Annotated in this window: 6 protein-coding genes and 1 pseudogene; 3 read left to right on the plus strand and 4 right to left on the minus strand. The window is 73.2% G+C overall.

The features are described 5' to 3' along the window. The 3 genes from ETD83_RS03400 to ETD83_RS03410 all read right to left on the minus strand — a co-directional run. Nucleotides 1-3956 (minus strand): type I polyketide synthase (locus tag ETD83_RS03400; protein ID WP_205717471.1); only part of this gene is annotated, 3956 nt, incomplete at its 3' end. A 91-nt stretch (nucleotides 3957-4047) separates the two neighbouring features. Then, nucleotides 4048-5214, minus strand: a complete 1167-nt coding sequence (locus ETD83_RS03405) for a cytochrome P450 (protein ID WP_138643556.1) — start codon at nucleotides 5212-5214, stop codon at nucleotides 4048-4050. A gap of 13 nt (nucleotides 5215-5227) precedes the next feature. Continuing rightward, nucleotides 5228-6406 (minus strand): pyridoxal phosphate-dependent aminotransferase, encoded by a 1179-nt coding sequence (locus ETD83_RS03410; protein WP_138643557.1) that lies wholly within the window; start codon nucleotides 6404-6406, stop codon nucleotides 5228-5230. Nucleotides 6407-7065: 659 nt separating this feature from the next. Between ETD83_RS03410 and ETD83_RS03415 the strand changes: the two genes are divergently transcribed. Both ETD83_RS03415 and ETD83_RS03420 read left to right on the plus strand, forming a co-directional pair. After that, the gene (locus tag ETD83_RS03415; RefSeq protein ID WP_205717472.1) at nucleotides 7066-8298 is read left to right on the plus strand and encodes a cytochrome P450; all 1233 of its coding nucleotides are present in this window, start codon (nucleotides 7066-7068) and stop codon (nucleotides 8296-8298) included. A 132-nt stretch (nucleotides 8299-8430) separates the two neighbouring features. Further along, a pseudogene (locus ETD83_RS03420) lies at nucleotides 8431-16575 on the plus strand (amino acid adenylation domain-containing protein); the annotation flags it as partial. Nucleotides 16576-16658: 83 nt separating this feature from the next. Here the strand turns inward: ETD83_RS03420 and ETD83_RS03425 are convergent. Next, a complete protein-coding gene (locus ETD83_RS03425; RefSeq protein WP_138643560.1) occupies nucleotides 16659-17201 on the minus strand; it encodes a DUF1707 SHOCT-like domain-containing protein in 543 nt (180 codons plus the stop codon). A gap of 222 nt (nucleotides 17202-17423) precedes the next feature. Between ETD83_RS03425 and ddaH the strand changes: the two genes are divergently transcribed. Further along, the gene (gene ddaH / locus ETD83_RS03430; protein ID WP_407921467.1) at nucleotides 17424-18239 is read left to right on the plus strand and encodes a dimethylargininase; all 816 of its coding nucleotides are present in this window, start codon (nucleotides 17424-17426) and stop codon (nucleotides 18237-18239) included. Nucleotides 18240-18252 lie beyond the last annotated feature (13 nt).

Below are 18252 nucleotides of genomic sequence, written 5' to 3' on the forward strand. Positions count from 1 at the left end.
GGGTTGAGGTGGTCGCAGACTTCGTCGAGGGCGGCGGCGAAGACGGGGTGGGTGGCGTAGAGGTCGCGGCCCATGCCGGGGCGTTGACTGCCCTGCCCGGTGAACAAGAACGCGGTGAGGGGTTGGGCCGGTACTGGTGTCGCGCGGTGGAGCAGGTTGGGGTGCGGCGTGTCGTGCGAGAGCGCGATGAGGCCCTCAAGGAAGCCCTGGCGATCCTGGGCGGTGATGGCAGCGGTGTGAGCGAAGCGGGTGCGTGTGGTGGCCAGGGTGTGGCCGATGTCGTTGAGGGGTGTTTGGGGGTGGGCGGTCAGGTGGGTGTGCAGGCGCGTGGCGTGGGCGCGGAGTGCCTGGTCGGTGCGGCCGGAGATGATCCAAGGCCGTGGCGTGGTGTCTGCGGTGGATTGTGGGGCTGTGGTGGGTGGCTGTTCGAGGATGATGTGGGCGTTGGTGCCGCTGATGCCGAAGGAGGAGACTCCGGCGCGGCGTGGGTGGTCGGTGTCGGGCCAGGGCCGGGCTTGGGTGAGTAGTGAGATGGCGCCTGCGGTCCAGTCGACGTGGGTGGTGGGTTCGTCGACGTGCAGGGTGCGGGGGAGGACGCCGTGCCGCATCGCCTCGATCATCTTGATGACGCCGCCCACACCGGCAGCCGCCTGCGCATGCCCGAGGTTGGACTTCAGGGAGCCCAGGTAGAGGGGCCGTTCGGGGTCACGGCCCTGCCCGTAGGTGGCGAGCAGCGCACCGGCTTCGATGGGGTCGCCCAGGCGGGTGCCGGTGCCGTGTGCCTCGACCGCGTCGACATCCGCGGCGGAGAGCCCGGCTGCGGCGAGCGTCTCCTGGATCACCCGTTCCTGGGCCGGGCCGCTCGGCGCGGCGAGGCCGTTGCTGGCGCCGTCCTGGTTGATGGCCGAACCGCGGACGATGGCCAGGACCTCGTGGCCGTTGCGCCGGGCGTCCGACAGCCGCTCCAGCAGCAGGACGCCGACGCCCTCGGCCCAGCCCGTGCCGTCCGCTCCGTCGGCGAACGCCTTGCAGCGGCCGTCCGGCGACAGGCCCCGCTGGCGGCTGAACTCCACGAACATGCCGGGGCTCGACATCACCGTCACGCCGCCCGCCACGGCCAGCTCGCAGTCGCCCGCGCGCAGCGCCTGCGCGGCCAGATGCAGGGACACCAGGGACGAGGAGCACGCGGTGTCGACGGTGACGGCGGGGCCGCGCAGGCCGAAGGTGTAGGCGACGCGGCCCGACAGCACGCTGGTGAAGTTGCCGGTCAGCAGGAACCCGCCGGCCTTGTCGTCCGCCTCGTGCAGCCGCGGGCCGTAGTCCTGGGCGAGTGCGCCGAGGTAGACACCGGTGTCGCTGTCGCGCAGCGCGGCCGGATCGACCCCGGCCCGCTCCAGGGCCTCCCACACGGTCTCAAGGACCAGTCGCTGCTGCGGGTCCATGCCGAGGGCCTCGCGCGGGCTGATGCCGAAGAACTCGGCGTCGAACTCGTCCGCGTCGTGCAGGAACCCGCCCTGGCGGGTGTACGAGCGGCCGGCGCGGTCCGGGTCGCCGTCGAAGAGGGTGTCGAGCGGCCAGCCCCGGTTGACGGGGAAGCCGGAGATGACGTCCTTCTCGTCCAGGACGAGCTGCCACAGCTCTTCCGGTGAGGTCACGCCGCCCGGGAAGCGGCACGCCATGGAGACGATGGCGATGGGCTCGTCCGCGTCACCGCCGCGGCGCTTGGAGGGCGCCGCCGCCACGGTGGTCGCGGTGCCGTTCAGCTGCGCGGCGAGGTGCTGGGCGAGCTGCTCGGGGGTGGGATGGTCGAAGAGCAGCGTCACCGGGAGCCGGAGGCCGGTGGCGTCGACCAGGCGGTTGCGCAGCTCCACCGCGCGTGCGGAGTCGAGGCCGAGGCTCAGGAACGCGCCCGTGCCGTCGAGTTCGGCGTCCGGGTCGAGTCCCAGAACCAGGGCGGTCTCGGCGCGCACCAGTTCCAGGAGCCCGACCATGGCCTCATCGGGTGCGCCGTCGGTGGTGGGCTGGGCCTGCGGCGGAGGGGGCGCGGGCAGGTCGATGAGCGAGGCGTCCGGGCCGAACGCGGGGCGCCAGTCCACCGTGGCGCCGCTGGTGTGCAGGCGGGCGAGCGAGGCGAGGAACCGGCGCGTTCCGGGCTTGTTGCGGTGCAGGGTCTCCACGACGACCGCGTCCGACTCCAGGTCGTCCAGGATCTGCTGGAGCGCCATGGTCATGACCGGGTGCGGACTGATCTCGATGAAGGCCTGGTGGCCGGTCTCGAGGGCGCGCACGGAGCGCTCGAACCGCACGGTGCCGCGCAGGTTGGCGTACCAGTAGGCGGCGTCCAGGGCCGCGGTGTCGAGGAAGTCGCCGGTCACGGTCGAGTGGAACGGCACGCCCGCCGAGCGCGGCTCGACCGGCGCGAGCCCGGTGATGAGCTCGTCCCGCAGCGCCTCGATGTGCGGGGAGTGGGCCGCGAGGTCGACGGGGATCCGCTTGGCCGTCACACCCCCGGCGGGAAGCTCTTCGAGCAGGCGGTCGACGACGTCGCGGTCGCCGGACAGGACCACCGATCGCGGCCCGTTCACCGCGGCGACGGCGAGCCGGTCGCCCCACTCGGCGAGTATCGGGTCCAGGGACGCGAGCGGCGCCGACACGGAGATCATCCCGCCGCGGCCCGCGAGCCGGGCCTGGGCCTTGCTCCACAGGGAGACGACCCGTGCCCCGTCCTCCATGGACAGGCCGCCGGCGACGACGGCGGCGGCGATCTCCCCGTTGCTGTGCCCGAGCACGGCCGAGGGCCGCACCCCGAAGGACTCCCACAGCCCGGCGAGGGCCACCGACACCGCGAACAGGGCGGGCTGGACGACGTCGTCGCGGTCGAGGGGCGCCGCGCCCGGCGTCCCGCGCAGCACGTCCTCCAGGGACCAGTCGATGTAGGGGGCGAGCGCCCGGGCACTCGCGTCGACGGCGTCGCGGAACACGCCGGACGCGTCGAGGAGCCCGGCCGCCATGCCGATCCACTGGGAGCCCTGGCCGGGGAAGACGAAGACGGCCCGGTCCCGCGCCGCCGCGCCGCCGCTGACGCGGGTCGCGCTGCGGTCGCCGCGGGCCAGCGCGGTGAGCTCGTCGGCGAGCTGCCGGTCGTCGTCCGCCCACACGACGCTCCGGTGCCGGGCGGCGGAGGGTTCGGCGGCGGCGTGCGAGGCCGCGAGGGAGAGGCCGAGGTCGCGCAGCGCGGGCCGGTTCTCCTCGTGGTGCGCGAGCAAACGCCGCGCCCGTTCCCGGACGTCGTCCTGCCCCGCCCCGGAGATGATCAGCGGGACCGTGGACGTGCGGAAGCCCGGCCGACCGGTCGCGAAGTCCCCTTCCGCGGCGGCCTCGACGACGACGCGGCATCCGCCGCCGCTGACGCTCGACGAGGACCGGCCGCGCTCGGCGGCCAGGACGGCCTCGACCAGCGCCGCCATGCCCGCCGCCGCGTCCGGCGCCGCGCCATGACCGCCCGTCGAGGCGGCGTCGCCGGCGCGATCGACGGACAGGACGGCGTGCACGCGGTCGCCGTCGGACCGCGCCCGGGCGAGCGTCTTGAGGACCAGGACGCCGCCGCTCTCGGGGCCGTCGACCCCGCCGGCGAGCGCCATTCCGGCCCGGCCGCCGTCCAGGCTCCGCGCGGCCAGGGCCACGGCCCGCAGCGCGGACCCGGCCCCGGTGGTGACGGTCGGCGTGAACCCGGGGAGACCGGCGGCGTGGTCGGCCTCCGGCCCGCCGAGGAACAGCTCTCCGTCGCCGTCCCGGAGGTCTTCGGGCGCGACGCCCGCGGCCGTCAGCGCCTCCTGGACGAGCGGCTCCCAGCCGGCCCGCGGGGTCGGCGCGCCCGGGAGCCGGCAGGACATCCCGATGACGGCGAGGGACACCCCGAGGGACCCGGCATCGGTGATCATGCGGTCGGCAGACACGTGCTCTCCCACTTCGGGTCTAGGTGGGTGCCGCGCGACGGGACGCGGCGGGCATAGGACAAAAGAGGGGATACGGGGGCGCGGGGGAGGGCTACCAGGCGACGGACAGCCGGTGCAGACCGCGCGTGCCCATGCCGTCCTTCCAGACGAAGGGTTCGGGGACGTCGGCGAACCGCAGCGTCGGGAAACGCTGCACGAGACGTTCGAGGACGATGCGGATCTGCACCCTGGCCAGCGGCGCGCCCAGACAGCGGTGGACACCGTGGCCGAAGGTGAGGTGGGGGGTGTCGCGGCCGGTGAGGATGTTCATCGTCTCCGGCTCGGCGAACGCGTCGGCGTCGCGGTTGCCGTACAGCAGCGCGACCACGATGCCCTCGCCCGCCTGGACGGTGACGTCGCCGACCTGCACCGGCTCCGTGGCGACGCGCAGGAAGGTCACCGGCGTGGTGGGGCTCAGCCGGATCAGCTCCTCCACCGCGTTCCCGATCCGGTCGGGATGCTCGACCAGTTCCTCGTACGCGGCGCGGTCCTGCAGCAGCGAGAGCGTCGCGAGGCCGATCTGGCCCGCGGTGGTCTCGTAGCCCGCCATCAGCAGCGTGAGCCCGAGGGTGAACAGCTCCTTGGTGGACAGCTCGCCCCGGTCCTGCGCGGCGATCAGGTCGCTGAACAGGTCCTCCTGCGGCTCCTGGCGCTTGCGGCCCAGCAGCTCGGAGATGTACTCGATGAGCTCGATGCGGTTGCCGGCCCGCTCGCGGGGGCTCTTGGTGTCGACGTCGAAGAGCACCTCGACCCAGCCGCGGAACCGGGCGGTGTCGTCCTCGGGGACGCCGAGCATCGAGCAGAGCACCGACAGCGGCAGCGGCCGCGCGAGGTTCTCGATCAGGTCCGCGCCGGGGCCGAGCTCGGCGATCGCGTCGAGGCGCCGGTCGGTGAGCTCCTCCACGAAGGTGCTCATCCGGGCCATGCGGCCGGTGGAGAACGCGCCGCTGACCAGGCGCCGCAGCCGGACGTGCCGCTCGCCGTCCGCGCTCATCATGGAGTCCGCCGCGGGCTGGTCGTGGTTGAATCTCGGGGCCTCGGGCCCGAGCGCCGCGGCCCGGCTGAACCTCTTGTCGGTCAGGACCGAGCGGCCCAGCGCGTAGTCGCGCACCAGCCAGATGTCGTCGCCGGTGGACAGGGCGATGCGGGCGACGCCTTCAGGGCCGGGCGGCAGGAACTCGGGTAGCGGGCCCAGCTGGTCGGCCGTGGACTGCCTCATCTGCGTAACCCCTTCACTTGTCGGCCGGCCGGGCGGCGCGGATCCGGTGCCCGACCTCGCGCAGCAGCTCTTCCTGCCGGTTGAATGCGATGCGTACGTACTGCTCGCCGCGGGCGGGGTCGGCGAATGAGGAGGCTCCGGGGACGACCAGGACCCCGGCGGTGTCGAGGAGCTCGAAGGTGAAGGCCCGGCCGTCCTTGAGGCCCCCGGTGAGCGGGCTGACGTCGGCGAACAGGAAGCAGCCCCCTTCGGGCGGGGCGATCTTCATGCCCATGCCGGTGAAGATCTCCAGGGCGAGGTCGCGGCGGCGGCCCATCTCCTCGGCCGCGGTCTTCAGGTCCGTCGAGAGGGCGGCGACGCCGACGGCCACCTGCAGCGGGGTCGCGGTGCCCTGCGTGGTGAGCTCGTGGACGCACTGCATCGCCTGGGTGCGGACGCGGTCGGCGCGCAGGAAGCCGATCCGCCAGCCGCTGATCGCGAAGCTCTTGGAGAGCGAGCCGGCGACGATGCTGCGCTCGGCGAGCCCGGGGACCTCGGCGATCGAGGTCTGGACCCGCCCGTCGAAGACGTAGTTGCTGTACACCTCGTCGCAGATGACCGTGGTGTCCCACCGCTCGGCCAGCTCGGCGATCAGGTCGAGCTCCTCCCGGTCGAGGACCCGTCCGGTGGGGTTGGCCGGCGAGTTCAGCAGCACGGCACGGGTGCGGGAGGTGAAGGCCGCGGCCAGGTCGGCCGGGTCGAACCGCCAGTCCGGCGGCTGCAGCGGGACGAACCGGGGCACGGCGCCGGCCAGCGCGATGGCCGACCTGAACTGCTCGTAGCCGGGGTCGAGCAGGACGACCTCGTCGCCGGGCTCGACGGAGGTGAGCAGGGCCACGCAGAGCGCCTCGGTGGCGCCCACGGTGATGGTCAGCTCGCCCCACGGGTCGGTCGGGACGGGAAAGGTGGCGGCGATCCGCTCCCGCAGCCCGAGATCGCCGGCGGGCATGTCGTACTGGTTGCGCCCGGCGCGCATCGCCTCGCAGGCGGCGTCGATGATGTCGGCGGCGGGCTCGGGATATCCCGGGGTGCCGAGCGCCATGTCGATGGCCTCGCGCTCCAGCGCCAGCATGAAGAGCTCGCCCAGGCTGTTGCCCGTGAGCCCCGCGGCGCGCGACGAGATGAATGGCCGATGGGCCGTGGAATGCGCCATGCTCCCCCTCCTCCTGTCTTCTGGGTCGCCTGAAAGTCCAGGCCGGCGCCTACGCGCAGTCGACCAGGGGAATTCAATCGAGCCGTTGTCCGGAAGATCGTGCGACATTCGACGGACGGAATCAAATCGAACAACCGCAGGCGCCAGGTGAACTCAGCCGACAGGACGCGTCCCCGTCCGAATCACGCGTAACTCAGAATGGATCACGTTGCCGGGTCGCGCTCCTGCTCCACCCGAACATACACGCCGATCCCTAAATGGTGAACCGGAAAACAGACCGGTGCTCGCGTCCCGGCGACAGGACACCGCGGATCGTGATCCGACAGGTCAGCGGCGTTCGGCTCGGAGGCCGGGCGTCGACTGGAACTGGGCGGGCTTGCTTGCGTCACGGTTCCGCGCAGACAATCGGGACTGGAAACCAAGAGGCGCGGTGGTGGACGGCCGGCCGAAGGGAACTGTGCGCGCACACTATACTCTTCGGATCGTTTTCCGCTCGCGCTTGCGGTGCCTCTGGTGAATGCCGGCTTCCGTTTAGGATTCTTGGATTCCGTCGCCCTGCCGGGATTCCCCCGCCCTGCCGGTGTGAGCGAACCGTCCGCGCGCGCGGCCCCTGCTCCGCTCACCGCGTCCCGCAGGGATTCATGAGTTTTGGAGCCTTCGTGACCGACCTTCACACGCCTTCAGACACCGTTGAAGGCATCGACCTCACCGACCCGCGGACCTTTCTGGCGCCCGGTGCCGAACTGGTGGACATGTGGCGCCGGTTCAGGGCCCAGAGCCCCGTCCACTGGCATGAGGTCACCGGCCGCGCCGTGCCCGGCTTCTGGGCGCTGTCGCGCTACGACGACGTGATGAAGGTCTACCGGGACAACAGGCGGTTCACGTCGGAGCGGGGCAACGTACTGACCACCCTCCTGGAGGGCGGCGACTCCGCCGCGGGCAAGATGCTGGCCGTCACGGACGGCCGCCGTCACCGCGACCTGCGCAACCTGCTGCTGAAGGCGTTCGCGCCCCGCGTGCTCGAACCCGTCGTCGCCGGGGTGCGGGAGCGCGCCGACCGGCTGGTGCGGCACGCCGCCGAGAGCGGTGACTGCGACTTCGCCCAGGACGTCGCCGAGCACATTCCGATGGCCACCATCGCCGACCTGCTCGGGGTGCCGGCCGGTGACCGCGACTACCTGCTGTCCCTGACCAAGGAGGCGCTCAGCACCGAAGAGGAGGGACAGTCCGCGGACGAGGCCCTGGTCGCCCGGAACGAGCTGCTCTTCTACTTCTCGGGCCTCGCGGGGGAGCGGCGCGACGACCCGCGCGACGACGTGGTGAGCGTCCTCGCGACCAGCACGATCGACGGTGAGCCGCTCTCCGAGCAGGAGATCATCTTCAACTGCTACAGCGTCATCATCGGCGGCGACGAGACCAGCAGGCTCTCGATGATCTGCGGGATGCGCGAGCTCATCGAGCATCCGGAGCAGTGGCGGCGGCTCAAGTCCGGTGAGGTCACCGTGGACAGCGCAGTCGAGGAGGTGCTGCGCTGGGTCAGCCCCGCCATGCACTTCGGGCGCCGGGCCCTGGAGGACGTCGAGATCGGCGGGCGGACCGTCCGCGCCGGGGACGTCGTCACGCTCTGGAACAGCTCGGCCAACTACGACGAGGACGTCTTCGCCGACCCCGGCACCTTCGATCTGGGCCGCGCGCCCAACAAGCACGTGTCGTTCGGCTACGGGCCGCACTTCTGCCTGGGCGCCTACCTGGGCCGGGCCGAGATCTCCGCCATGCTCACCGCGCTGCGCACCCATGTCGCCGAGGCCGTGCCGGACGGCCCGGCCAAGCCCATCCATTCCAACTTCCTGCACGGGTACAGCAGCCTGCCGGTCACTCTGCGCCGGGCCTGAGAGAGCGCTTCACCCCCTCCACTTCGAGCCTCTGGAGCATCCGTGAACCACCTACAGGGATCGTCCGCTGCCGAGTCGTTCCCCGGTGCGACCCTCGCGCTGGCCACGTTTCCCGAGTTGTTCGAGGCACGGGTCCGGGAGTCGCCGGAATCGCCGGCCGTGGAGTCCGGCGGCGACGCGTGGACGTACGCGGAGCTGAACGCGCGCGCGAACCGGATCGCGCACTGGCTGATCGGGCGGGGGATCGGCCCGGAGAGCGTCGTGGCGGTGGCGATGCCGCGCTCGGCCGGGCAGATCGCCGTGCTGCTCGGCATCATGAAGGCGGGCGCGGCGTATCTGCCCTGGGACCTCGGCTACCCGCGGGAGCGGATCGCGTACATGGCGTCCGACGCGGCTCCCGCGGCGGTGCTGACCACGCGGACCGCCGCCTCCCGGCTGCCGGACGACCTGGACGCCGACGTCGTGGCGGTGGACGTGCCCGCGACGGCGGAGACCTGGCGGCGGTCCCCGCGGACGGACCCGGGCGACGCTGACCGGGTCGCGCCGCTGAGGGCGGCGAACGCCGCGTACGTCATCTACACCTCGGGCTCGACCGGCCGGCCCAAGGGGGTGACGGTGACGCATTCCGGGCTCGCCGCGCTGCGCGCCGAGGCCGTGCGGCTCGGCGACCTCGGCGCCGGGGCCGGCGCGCGGGTGCTGCAGTTCGCCTCGCTGAGCTTCGACATGTCGGTGTGGGACCTGGTGTCGGCGCTGACCACCGGCGCCGCGCTCATCGTCCCCGAGCGGGAGCGCCTGGTGGGCGAGGACCTCGCGGACGTCCTCGCCGCAGGGGACGTGACGCACGCGACGCTGCCGCCGAGCGTCCTGGCCACGCTGCCCGCGAGCGCCGCGGAGGAGCTGAAGCGGCTGCGCGTCCTGGTGATCGGCGGTGAGGCGTGCACGCCCGGGCTGGTGACCGCGTGGGGGCCCGGGCGCCGGTTCATCAACGCGTACGGGCCGACGGAGGCCACGGTGTGGGCCACGTTCAGCGGCCCGCTCAGCGACGGCGCCGTACCGATCGGCACGGCGATGACGGACACCCGGGTGTACGTGCTCGACGAGCGTCTCGAACCGGTCACCGGCGGGCGGCCGGGCGAGCTGTACCTGGCCGGTCCGAGCCTGGCGCGCGGGTACCTCGGGCGCTGGGGGCTGACCGCCGCGCGGTTCGTTGCGGACCCGTCCGGCCCGCCGGGCGCGCGGATGTACCGCACCGGCGACCTGGCGCGGGTGTCCGCGAGCGGCCGGCTGGAGTACCTGGGCCGCACCGACGACCAGGTCAAGGTCCGGGGCCAGCGGATCGAGACCGGTGAGGTGGAGGCGGTCCTCGCGACGCATCCGAGGGTGCGCCAGGCGGTGGTCGCGGCCCACGAGGGCGGGGACGGCAGGGGCAGGCAGCTCGTCGGCTACGTGGTGCCGGTGCCCGAGGAGGAACCCCACGCGGCCGAACGCGGCGGCGGGGCCGGGAACCTCGCCCTGGAGCTGGGGCTCAGCTCGGTGGAGCTGCGCTCGTGGCTGGCCAGGCGGCTGCCGGACGTCATGGTGCCCGGTGTGGTGATGGTCGTCGACGAGGTGCCGCTGACGCCGAACGGCAAGGCCGACAAGGCGGCGCTGCCCAAGCCGGAGTTCCGCGGGGCCGAGTACCGGGCCCCTCGCTCGCCCGCCGAGCGGGTGCTCGCCGACGTCTTCGCGGAGGTGCTCTCCGTGGGCCGGGTCGGTGTGGACGACGACTTCTTCTCCCTCGGCGGCGACAGCATCCAGTCCCTCCAGATCACCTCCAGGGCGCGGGCGCGGGGGGTCGAGGTCGGCTCCCGGCAGATCTTCGAGTTCCGCACGGTGGCCGCCCTCGCCGAGGCCGTCGCCGCGGCGGGGCCGGGGGCCGGCCCGGTGCTCGAAGAGCTGGACGGCGGCGGCGTGGGATGGCTGCCGCACCTGCCGGTGACGCGGGCCGTCCAAGAACGCGGGCTGGTGCCCGCCCGGTCCTCCCAGGCGATGGTCCTGGAACTGCCCGAGGGCATGGACCGGACCCGGCTCGCCGCCGTCATCGGCGCCGTGATCGACCACCACGACCTGTTACGCGCCCGCCTCGTGGACACGGACGGCGGAGGGCTGGTCGTGGACGCGCCCGGGTCAATGGCCCTGGACGCGTCGATCCGCCGGGTCCCCCAGGACGGCCCGTGGAACGACCCGGGGCAGGCCGACGTCTGGCACCGCGTGCTCCGCGCCGAACGCGACGCCGCCGCCGGACGGCTCGACCCGGCTGCGGGCGTGATGGCGCGGTTCGTCTGGTTCGACGCGGGCGCCGCGCGGTCCGGGCGGCTCCTGGTGGTCCTGCACCGTCTCGTCGTGGACGGCGAGTCCTGGCGCGTCCTCATGTCCGACCTCGCCGCGGCGTGGCGGCAGGTCCGCGACGGCGAGGCCGCCGAACTCCCCCCGGCGGGCACCTCCGTGCGCCGCTGGGCCCACGCCCTGCTCCAGGAGGCCCGGCGGCCAGAGCGCGTGGCCGAACTCGACCTGTGGCGCGCCACTGTCGAGGCCCCCGACCCGGTTCTCGGCGCCCGGCGCCTCGACCCGTCCGTGGACGTGAACTCCACGCTGTCCGAGGTCGGCGTACGGCTCCCGGCCGACGTCACCGAGGCCCTCCTGACCACCCTCCCGGACGCCTTCCACTGCGACGTCGAGGACGGCCTGCTCGCCGCCCTCGCGATGGCCGTGACGCGGTGGCGTGCCGGACGCGGTGTCGACGCGTCGTCCACGCTGATCCGCGGGGAGGGGCCCGGCCGCGCGGAAGCCGCCCTGCCGGGCGCGGATCTGTCCCGCACTGTCGGCCCGCTCGCCGCCGTCACCGCCGTCCGCCTGGACGTGGCCGGGGCCGGCCTGGAGGAGGCGTTCGCGGGCGGACCGGCCGCGGGCACCGTCGTCAGGGCCGCCAAGGAACAGCGCCGGGCCCTGCCCGGCCGGGGTATCGGCTACGGGCTCCTGCGCCACCTCAACCCGGAGACCGCCGACGTCCTGGAGCGGCACGGCGGCGGCCAGATCTCCTTCGCCTACACGGGCGGCTTCACCGCGACCGGCCTGCCCGCCGAGCTGCGCGGCCTCGGCTTCGTCCCGGCCCCCGGAGCGGCCGGTCCCGCGGGGCCCGACGTGTGCCGCGACCCCCGCGAGCCCGCGCACGCCGAGCTCGCCATCAGCGCCGCCGTCACCGACGGTGTTGACGGCCCGCTCCTGGGCGCCCTGTTCACCGCACCGGAGGGCGTCCTGTCCTCCGCCGAGGTGCGGGAGCTGGCCGGCCTGTGGTCCCGGGCCCTCGAAGCGCTCGCCCGGCACGCGACCCGGCCCGGCGCGGGCGGCCTGACCCCGTCGGACGTGCCCCTGGTCACCGTCGCGCAGGACGACGTCGACGGCTGGCGGGAACAGCACCCGGGCCTGTCCGACATCTGGCCCGTGCCGCCCCTGCCGCTGGGCCTGCTGGTGCATTCGATGATGGAACGCGAGACCGGCGCCGAGCTGGACACCTACCAGGTCCAGTACACGCTGCGCCTGTCCGGGCCGGTGGCCGCCGACCGCCTGCGCACGGCCGCGCAGGCCCTGCTCGACCGGCACCCCGCGCTGCGCGCCGCCTACGTGCCCGGCCCGGACGGCGAACTCGTCCGGCTCGTCGTGGACGGCGTCGAGCTGCCCTGGCAGTACCTCGACCTGAGCGGCCTCGGCGATGCCATGCGGGAGACGGCAAACGAGCAGTTCCTGTCGAGCGACCTCAAGGTGCACGTCGACCCGGCGGTACCGCCGATGCTGCGCATGTCGCTGCTCACCCTGGCCGAGGACCGTCACGAGCTCGTCCTGACGGCCCATCACGCCAATGTCGACGGCTGGTGCCTGCCGCTTCTCGTCCGTGACCTGCTGCGCCTGTACGCGAGCGGCGGCGACGCCTCGGAGCTGCCCGCGGCCCGCGGCTACCGCGAGTACCTCGCCTGGCTGGCCCGGCAGGACGCGCGGGAATCGGCCCGCGCGTGGGCGAAGGAACTGGCGGGCCTCAAGGAGCCGACGCTGGTGGCGCCGGACAACGGCCCGGGCCCCGGCACCGGCACGGGGAGCGCGGACGTCGGCTGGGTCGACATCCCCCTCCCCGCGGGCGCGGCCCGGGACCTGCCGCGCCGCGCCGCCGAGGTGGGCGTCACCCTGAACACGCTGGTGCAGGGCGCCTGGGCCATCGTCCTCAACCGCCTGACGGGCCGCCGGGACGTGGTGTTCGGCGCCGCGGTGGCCGGTCGGCCCGCCTTGCTGCCGGGCGCGGAGTCCATCGTCGGCACGTTCATCAACACCGTTCCCGTGCGCGTCCCCTACGTCCCGGACGGCACCGTCGCGGGGATGCTGGCGGACCTGCAGGAGCGGCAGGGCGCCCTGCTCGGCCACCACCACTACGGGCTCGCCGAGATCCAGCGGGCCGCAGGGCTTCCGGTCCTGTTCGACAGCCTCATCGGCTTCGAGTCGTTCCCGCTGGACCGCGAGGGCATCGCGGAGGCGGTCGAGGAGGCCGGCATCGCCGTCACCGGCATCCGGCTGTTCACGCTGAGCCAGTATCCGGTGACCGTGTTCGTCTACCCCGACGGCGGCCGCCTGCGCCTGAACCTCCAGTACCAGCGGCGCCTGTTCGGCCGGGAGCGGGCGGGGGAGATCGCCGCGCTGTACGGGCGGGTGCTCCAGGACATCGCCGCGGACCCCCAGGTCCGGCTGGACGAGATGGCCGCCGATGGACGCACCGCCGCACCGGACGACGGCCGCGCCCTCGACCCCGCGGACTACCTGGCGTCCGTGCTCGGGGACGTCACCGAGCCCACCGTGATGTTCGGGCTCCAGGACGTTCGCGGCGAGGGCCGCCGGGTCCTGGACCTGCGCCTCCCGCTGGACGCGCGCCTCGGCGAACGCGTCCGGGCGTGCGCGGAGGAGCAGGGGGTGGGCCCGGCCGCCCTGTTCCACGCGGGCTGGTCCCTGGTGGTGGCGGCGTGCAGCGGGCGCGACGACGTGGTCTTCGGCACCGTCGTCTCCGACGCCCTCCACGGGCCGCGCGGCGTCGAACGCCCGCGCGGCGGCTCCACCGGCGTCCTTCCGGTCCGCGTCGACCTGGCCGGAACCGGCGTGCGCGATCTGGTGCGCGCCACCGACCGGACGCTCCGCGAGATCGTCCGCCACGGGCAGGCCGCTCCGGCCGCCGCCCACCGCAACGGTGGCGCGCCGCCAGGGCCCCCGCCGTTCAACGCGGTCCTGAACTACCGGCGCCTGGAGCCCGGCGACGGCTCGGGCGCCGTGGCCCCGGCGGGCGTCGTCGAGGGGAGCGACCACCCCATCGTCCTGAGGGTCGATGACCAGGAGCACTCCTTCTTCCTTGACGCGCGAATCGACCAGTCCCAGGACGCCGAGCTCCTCATCGGCTACCTGGAGACCGCCATGAGGAGCCTTGTCGACGCCCTCACCGCCGAGGACGCGGAGCAGCGCGCCGCCCTGGAACTGACCGTCCTGAGCGACGAGGTGCGCCGTCAGGTGCTCGCGGAGTGGAACGACACGCCGCCGGTGGTCCCGGTCGAGCGGTGCCTGCACGAGTGGTTCGAGGAGGCGGCGGCCGCGGCGCCGGGCGCGGTGGCGGTGGAGTGCGAGGGCCGCCGCCTGTCGTACGGGGAGCTGAACGCGCGCGCGAACCGTCTGGCGCGGCATCTGCGCGGCTTGGGAGTGGCGCCGGACGTGCTGGTGGCCGTGTGCCTCCCGCGCACCGAGCACCTGGTGGTGGCCGTGCTCGCGGTGCTGAAGGCGGGCGGGGCCTACGTGCCGGTGGATCCGGGGTCCCCAGCGGACCGGTTGGCCCATGTGCTGGAGGACAGCGCCCCGCGCGTCCTGTTGAGTGACGGCGCGCTGCCTGAAGGGCTGCCCGTCCCGGCGATCCCCGTGGTCGACGTCCGCGCGGACGCCGGCCAGTGGGCCCAGCAGTCCGCCAGCGATGTGACCGGGACGGGAACCGGCCCCTCGAACATGGCGTACGTCATCTACACGTCCGGGTCGACCGGTGTGCCGAAGGGCGTGATGGTCGAACACCGTCACGTCGTCCGGCTGTTCACCTCGACAGACGCGTGGTTCCGCTTCGGCGCGCAGGACGTCTGGACGCTGTTCCACTCCTTCGCGTTCGACTTCTCGGTGTGGGAGATCTGGGGCGCGCTGCTGCACGGCGGCCGCCTGGTGGTGGTGCCGCAGGCCGTCACGCGCAGCCCGGAGGACTTCTACCGGCTGCTGTGCGCGTCGGGTGTGACGGTGCTGAACCAGACGCCGACCGCGTTCCGGCAGCTGGTCGCGGCCCAGGGCGAGGCCGCGGAGCCGCACTCGCTGCGCGTGGTGGTGTTCGGCGGCGAGGCGCTGGAGGCGGCGTCGCTCAAGCCGTGGCTGCGGCGCGCCGCGAACAAGGACACCCGGCTCGTGAACATGTACGGCATCACCGAGACCACCGTGCACGTCACGTACCACCCGCTGACCGAGGCCGACGCCGACCGCACCGTCAGCCCCATCGGCCGGCGCATCCCGGACCTGCGCACCTACGTCCTGGACGCGCACGGCCGCCCCGCGCCCATCGGGGTCGCGGGGGAGCTGTACGTCGGTGGCGCCGGTGTGGCCCGCGGCTACCTGAACCGTCCGGAGCTCACCGCCGAGCGTTTCCTGGACGATCCGTTCGCCGAGGAGCCCGGCGCGCGGATGTACCGGTCGGGGGACCTGGCCCGCTGGCTGCCGGACGGCTCCCTGGAGTACCTGGGCCGCAACGACGACCAGGTGAAGATCCGCGGGTTCCGGGTCGAGCCGGGCGAGATCGAGGCCCGGCTCGCCGGGCATCCCGCCATCCGGGACGCCCGCGTCCTGGTGCGCGACTACGACGGCGACCAGGGGGACCGGCGCCTGGTCGCCTACCTCGTCCCGGCGGCGGACCGCGCGCCCGCCGTGCGCGAGCTGCTGCGGCTGGAGCGCACCGAGCCCGAGGCGTTCGCGCGGACGTACGAACTGCCCAACGGCATGACGGTGTTCCACCAGAACAAGAGCGAGACCGACTTCGTCTACGACGAGATCTTCACCAACCTGGAGTACCTGCGGAACGGCATCACCATCGATGACGGCGACACCATCGTCGACGTCGGCGCCAACATCGGCCTGTTCACGCTGTTCGCGGGCACCCGCCGCCCCGGCGTCCGGATCCTCGCGTTCGAGCCGATCCCGCCCGTGTACGACTCGCTGCGCCGCAACGTCGCCCTCCACGGCCTCAACGCCACGGTGTACGACTGCGGCCTCGCGGCGGAGGCGAAGGAGGCGACCTTCACCTTCTACCGCCACAACACCGTCATCTCCTCCAGCCTCACCACCGCCGACCAGGCCCACGACCTGGTCCGCTCCTACCTGCGCAACAAGGACGAGAGCGCCGGCGGGGGCCCGGGCGGCGCAGTCGGGGACGACCTCATCGACGAGCTCGTCGACGCCCGCCTCGACAGCGAGCGGTTCACCTGCCGCCTGCGGCCCCTCTCGGAGATCATCGCGGCGGAGTCGCTGGACCGGATCGACCTGCTGAAGATCGACGTCGAGAACGCCGAGTACGAGGTGCTCATGGGCGTCGACCGGCGCGACTGGCCGAAGATCCGGCAGCTCGTCGTCGAGGTCCACGACGTCGACGGTCGGCTGGAGAAGATCACGACCCTGCTGGCGTCGCTCGGCTACGACGTCGTCCGCGAACAGACCGACCGCCTGCTGCGCGGCACGACGCTCTACAACGTCTACGCCCGCCGCGCCGGTGATGAGGGCGCGCGGGAGGCCCCCGAGCCCGCGTCCGCGCTGGCCCCGGCCCGGTGGTCAGGCCGGGCGGCCCTGCTGGACGACGTGCAGGACATGCTTCGCGCCGCGCTGCCCGAGTACATGCTCCCGGCCGCGTACGTCCTGCTCGAAGAGCTGCCGCTGACCCAGAACGGCAAGCTGGACCAGCGGGCGCTGCCCCGGCCGGGAACCCACGGCCGCGCCTACGTGGCGCCGCGCACCCCGCGGGAGGAGCGGCTGTGCGAGCTGATCGCGCGGGTGCTCCGCGTCGAGCGGGTGGGCATGGACGACAACTTCTTCCAGCTCGGCGGCAACTCCCTGCTGGCGACCCGCCTCACCAGCATGATCGGCAAGACGCTCGGGGTCAGCGTGCTCATCAGGACGGTCTACGAGAACGGGGACGTCGCCGCGCTCGCGCGCACGGTGGAGAACGCGCCGGCCGCGAACCAGCCGCGCCTGCGCAGGATGGACAGGAGCACCCGTCGTTGAGCCCCTCAGCGCCGCGCGTGGCGGATCTTCAACCGTCCCGTCCCCATGGTCCCGGAGATCCGGATCGTCGGCCCGTCCGGGCGAGAGCCCCGCCGCGGCCGGTAGCTCGCGTCCTTCAGGACGGTGCGCAGATCCTCGATGTCGACGATCGCGTCGCGGGGCACCGTGATCTTGGCCCTGCCGGTGCCGAGCTGCAGCTCTATGTCGACCACCGGATGCTCGATGACCGCCCGCGACAGGTCCAGGCGCACGCGTCCGAACGCGGACTCGACCTTGACGGTCCGCGGCACCCGCCAAACGCCGCGCCGCCGGATCGGCCCGGTGAGGGCGGCGATCGTGGACGTGGTGCCCGGCTTCTCCGCCGGGAGCGAGGCCAGGGCCCGCGCGAGCTCGCCGCTCGTCTTGGCGGTGAGCACCCGGTCGAGGTGCGCGTCCATCTCCTCGTGCGAGATGTGCCCTTCGCTGTAGGCCTCCTGCAGGCGCTTCACGGCCGTGTCGCGGTCGTCTTCGCTGATCGGTGACGGCGGGTCTTGCGACGGAGAGGTCACGGTTTCACTCTAGCGCCGTCCCGGCGACGCGAACGCGTGAAGTGCGCGGCGGACAATGCGTCCGGCGGGAGGCCGCCCGCGCCGCCCGCGGCCCGGTCCCAGGACATTCATTCCGGGTCCCGCCGCCCCGCTTTCAGCCATTCCGTCCAGGTTTTCACAGATCCCGACCACTTCTACGAAAAAGAGGCGAGCAAGGTGTCGATCGTCAACAGGGACCGGCCCGTGAACAGCGCCCGCGCGGCGTCGCCACGGAATTATCTGATGTGCCGTCCGACCTACTTCGACGTCACGTATTCGATCAACCCGTGGATGGACCCGGGACGGCCGACCTCGGCGCAGGCCGCCCTGGCCCAGTGGAAACGGCTGCACGACACGTTCGTCGAACTGGGCCACGAGGTGCGGCTCATCGAGCCGGTGCCGGGGCTGCCCGACATGGTGTTCGCCGCGAACGGCGCCATCGTCGCCGGCGGCAAGGTCCTCGTCGCCCGGTTCCGGCACCGTCAGCGCGCCGACGAGGCCGCGGCCTACCTCGACTGGTTCGGCCGCGGCGGCTGGTCCGAGGTCCGGCAGGCCGAGCACGTCAACGAGGGCGAGGGCGACTTCCTCTGCGTCGGCGGGGAGATCCTGGCCGGCAGCGGTTTCCGCTCCGACCTCCGGGCGCACGACGAGGTACGCGAGTTCTTCGGCCGCCCCGTGGTGAGCCTGACGCTGGTCGACCCGAGCTTCTACCACCTCGACACGGCCCTCGCGGTGCTCGGGGACGGGGAGATCATGTACTACCCGGCGGCGTTCTCCCCGGAGAGCCGGGCGGTCCTGCGCGAGCGCTTCCCCGGCGCCATCCTGGCCGACGAGGCGGACGCCGCCGTGTTCGGCCTGAACGCGCTGTCGGACGGCCGGAACGTGGTGCTGCCGCAGCGTGCCGCGGGCCTCGCGGCGCGGCTGCGCGAGCGCGGCTTCACACCCGTCGGAGTCGATCTGGCCGAATTGCTGAAGTCCGGCGGCAATGCCAAATGCTGCACGCTGGAGCTGCGCGGCTGAAGCGGCCCACGGC

Origin of the sequence: Actinomadura soli, from assembly GCF_005889715.1 — a bacterium.
Taxonomy (GTDB): Bacteria; Actinomycetota; Actinomycetes; order Streptosporangiales; family Streptosporangiaceae; genus Spirillospora; species Spirillospora soli.

What these genes read in the sequence shown, in the direction of transcription:
- ETD83_RS03405 (WP_138643556.1), bottom strand. Translation starts at nt 5,214, where the DNA reads ATGAGGCAGTCCACGGCCGACCAGCTGGGCCCGCTACCCGAGTTCCTG.
- ETD83_RS03410 (WP_138643557.1), bottom strand. Translation starts at nt 6,406, where the DNA reads ATGGCGCATTCCACGGCCCATCGGCCATTCATCTCGTCGCGCGCCGCG.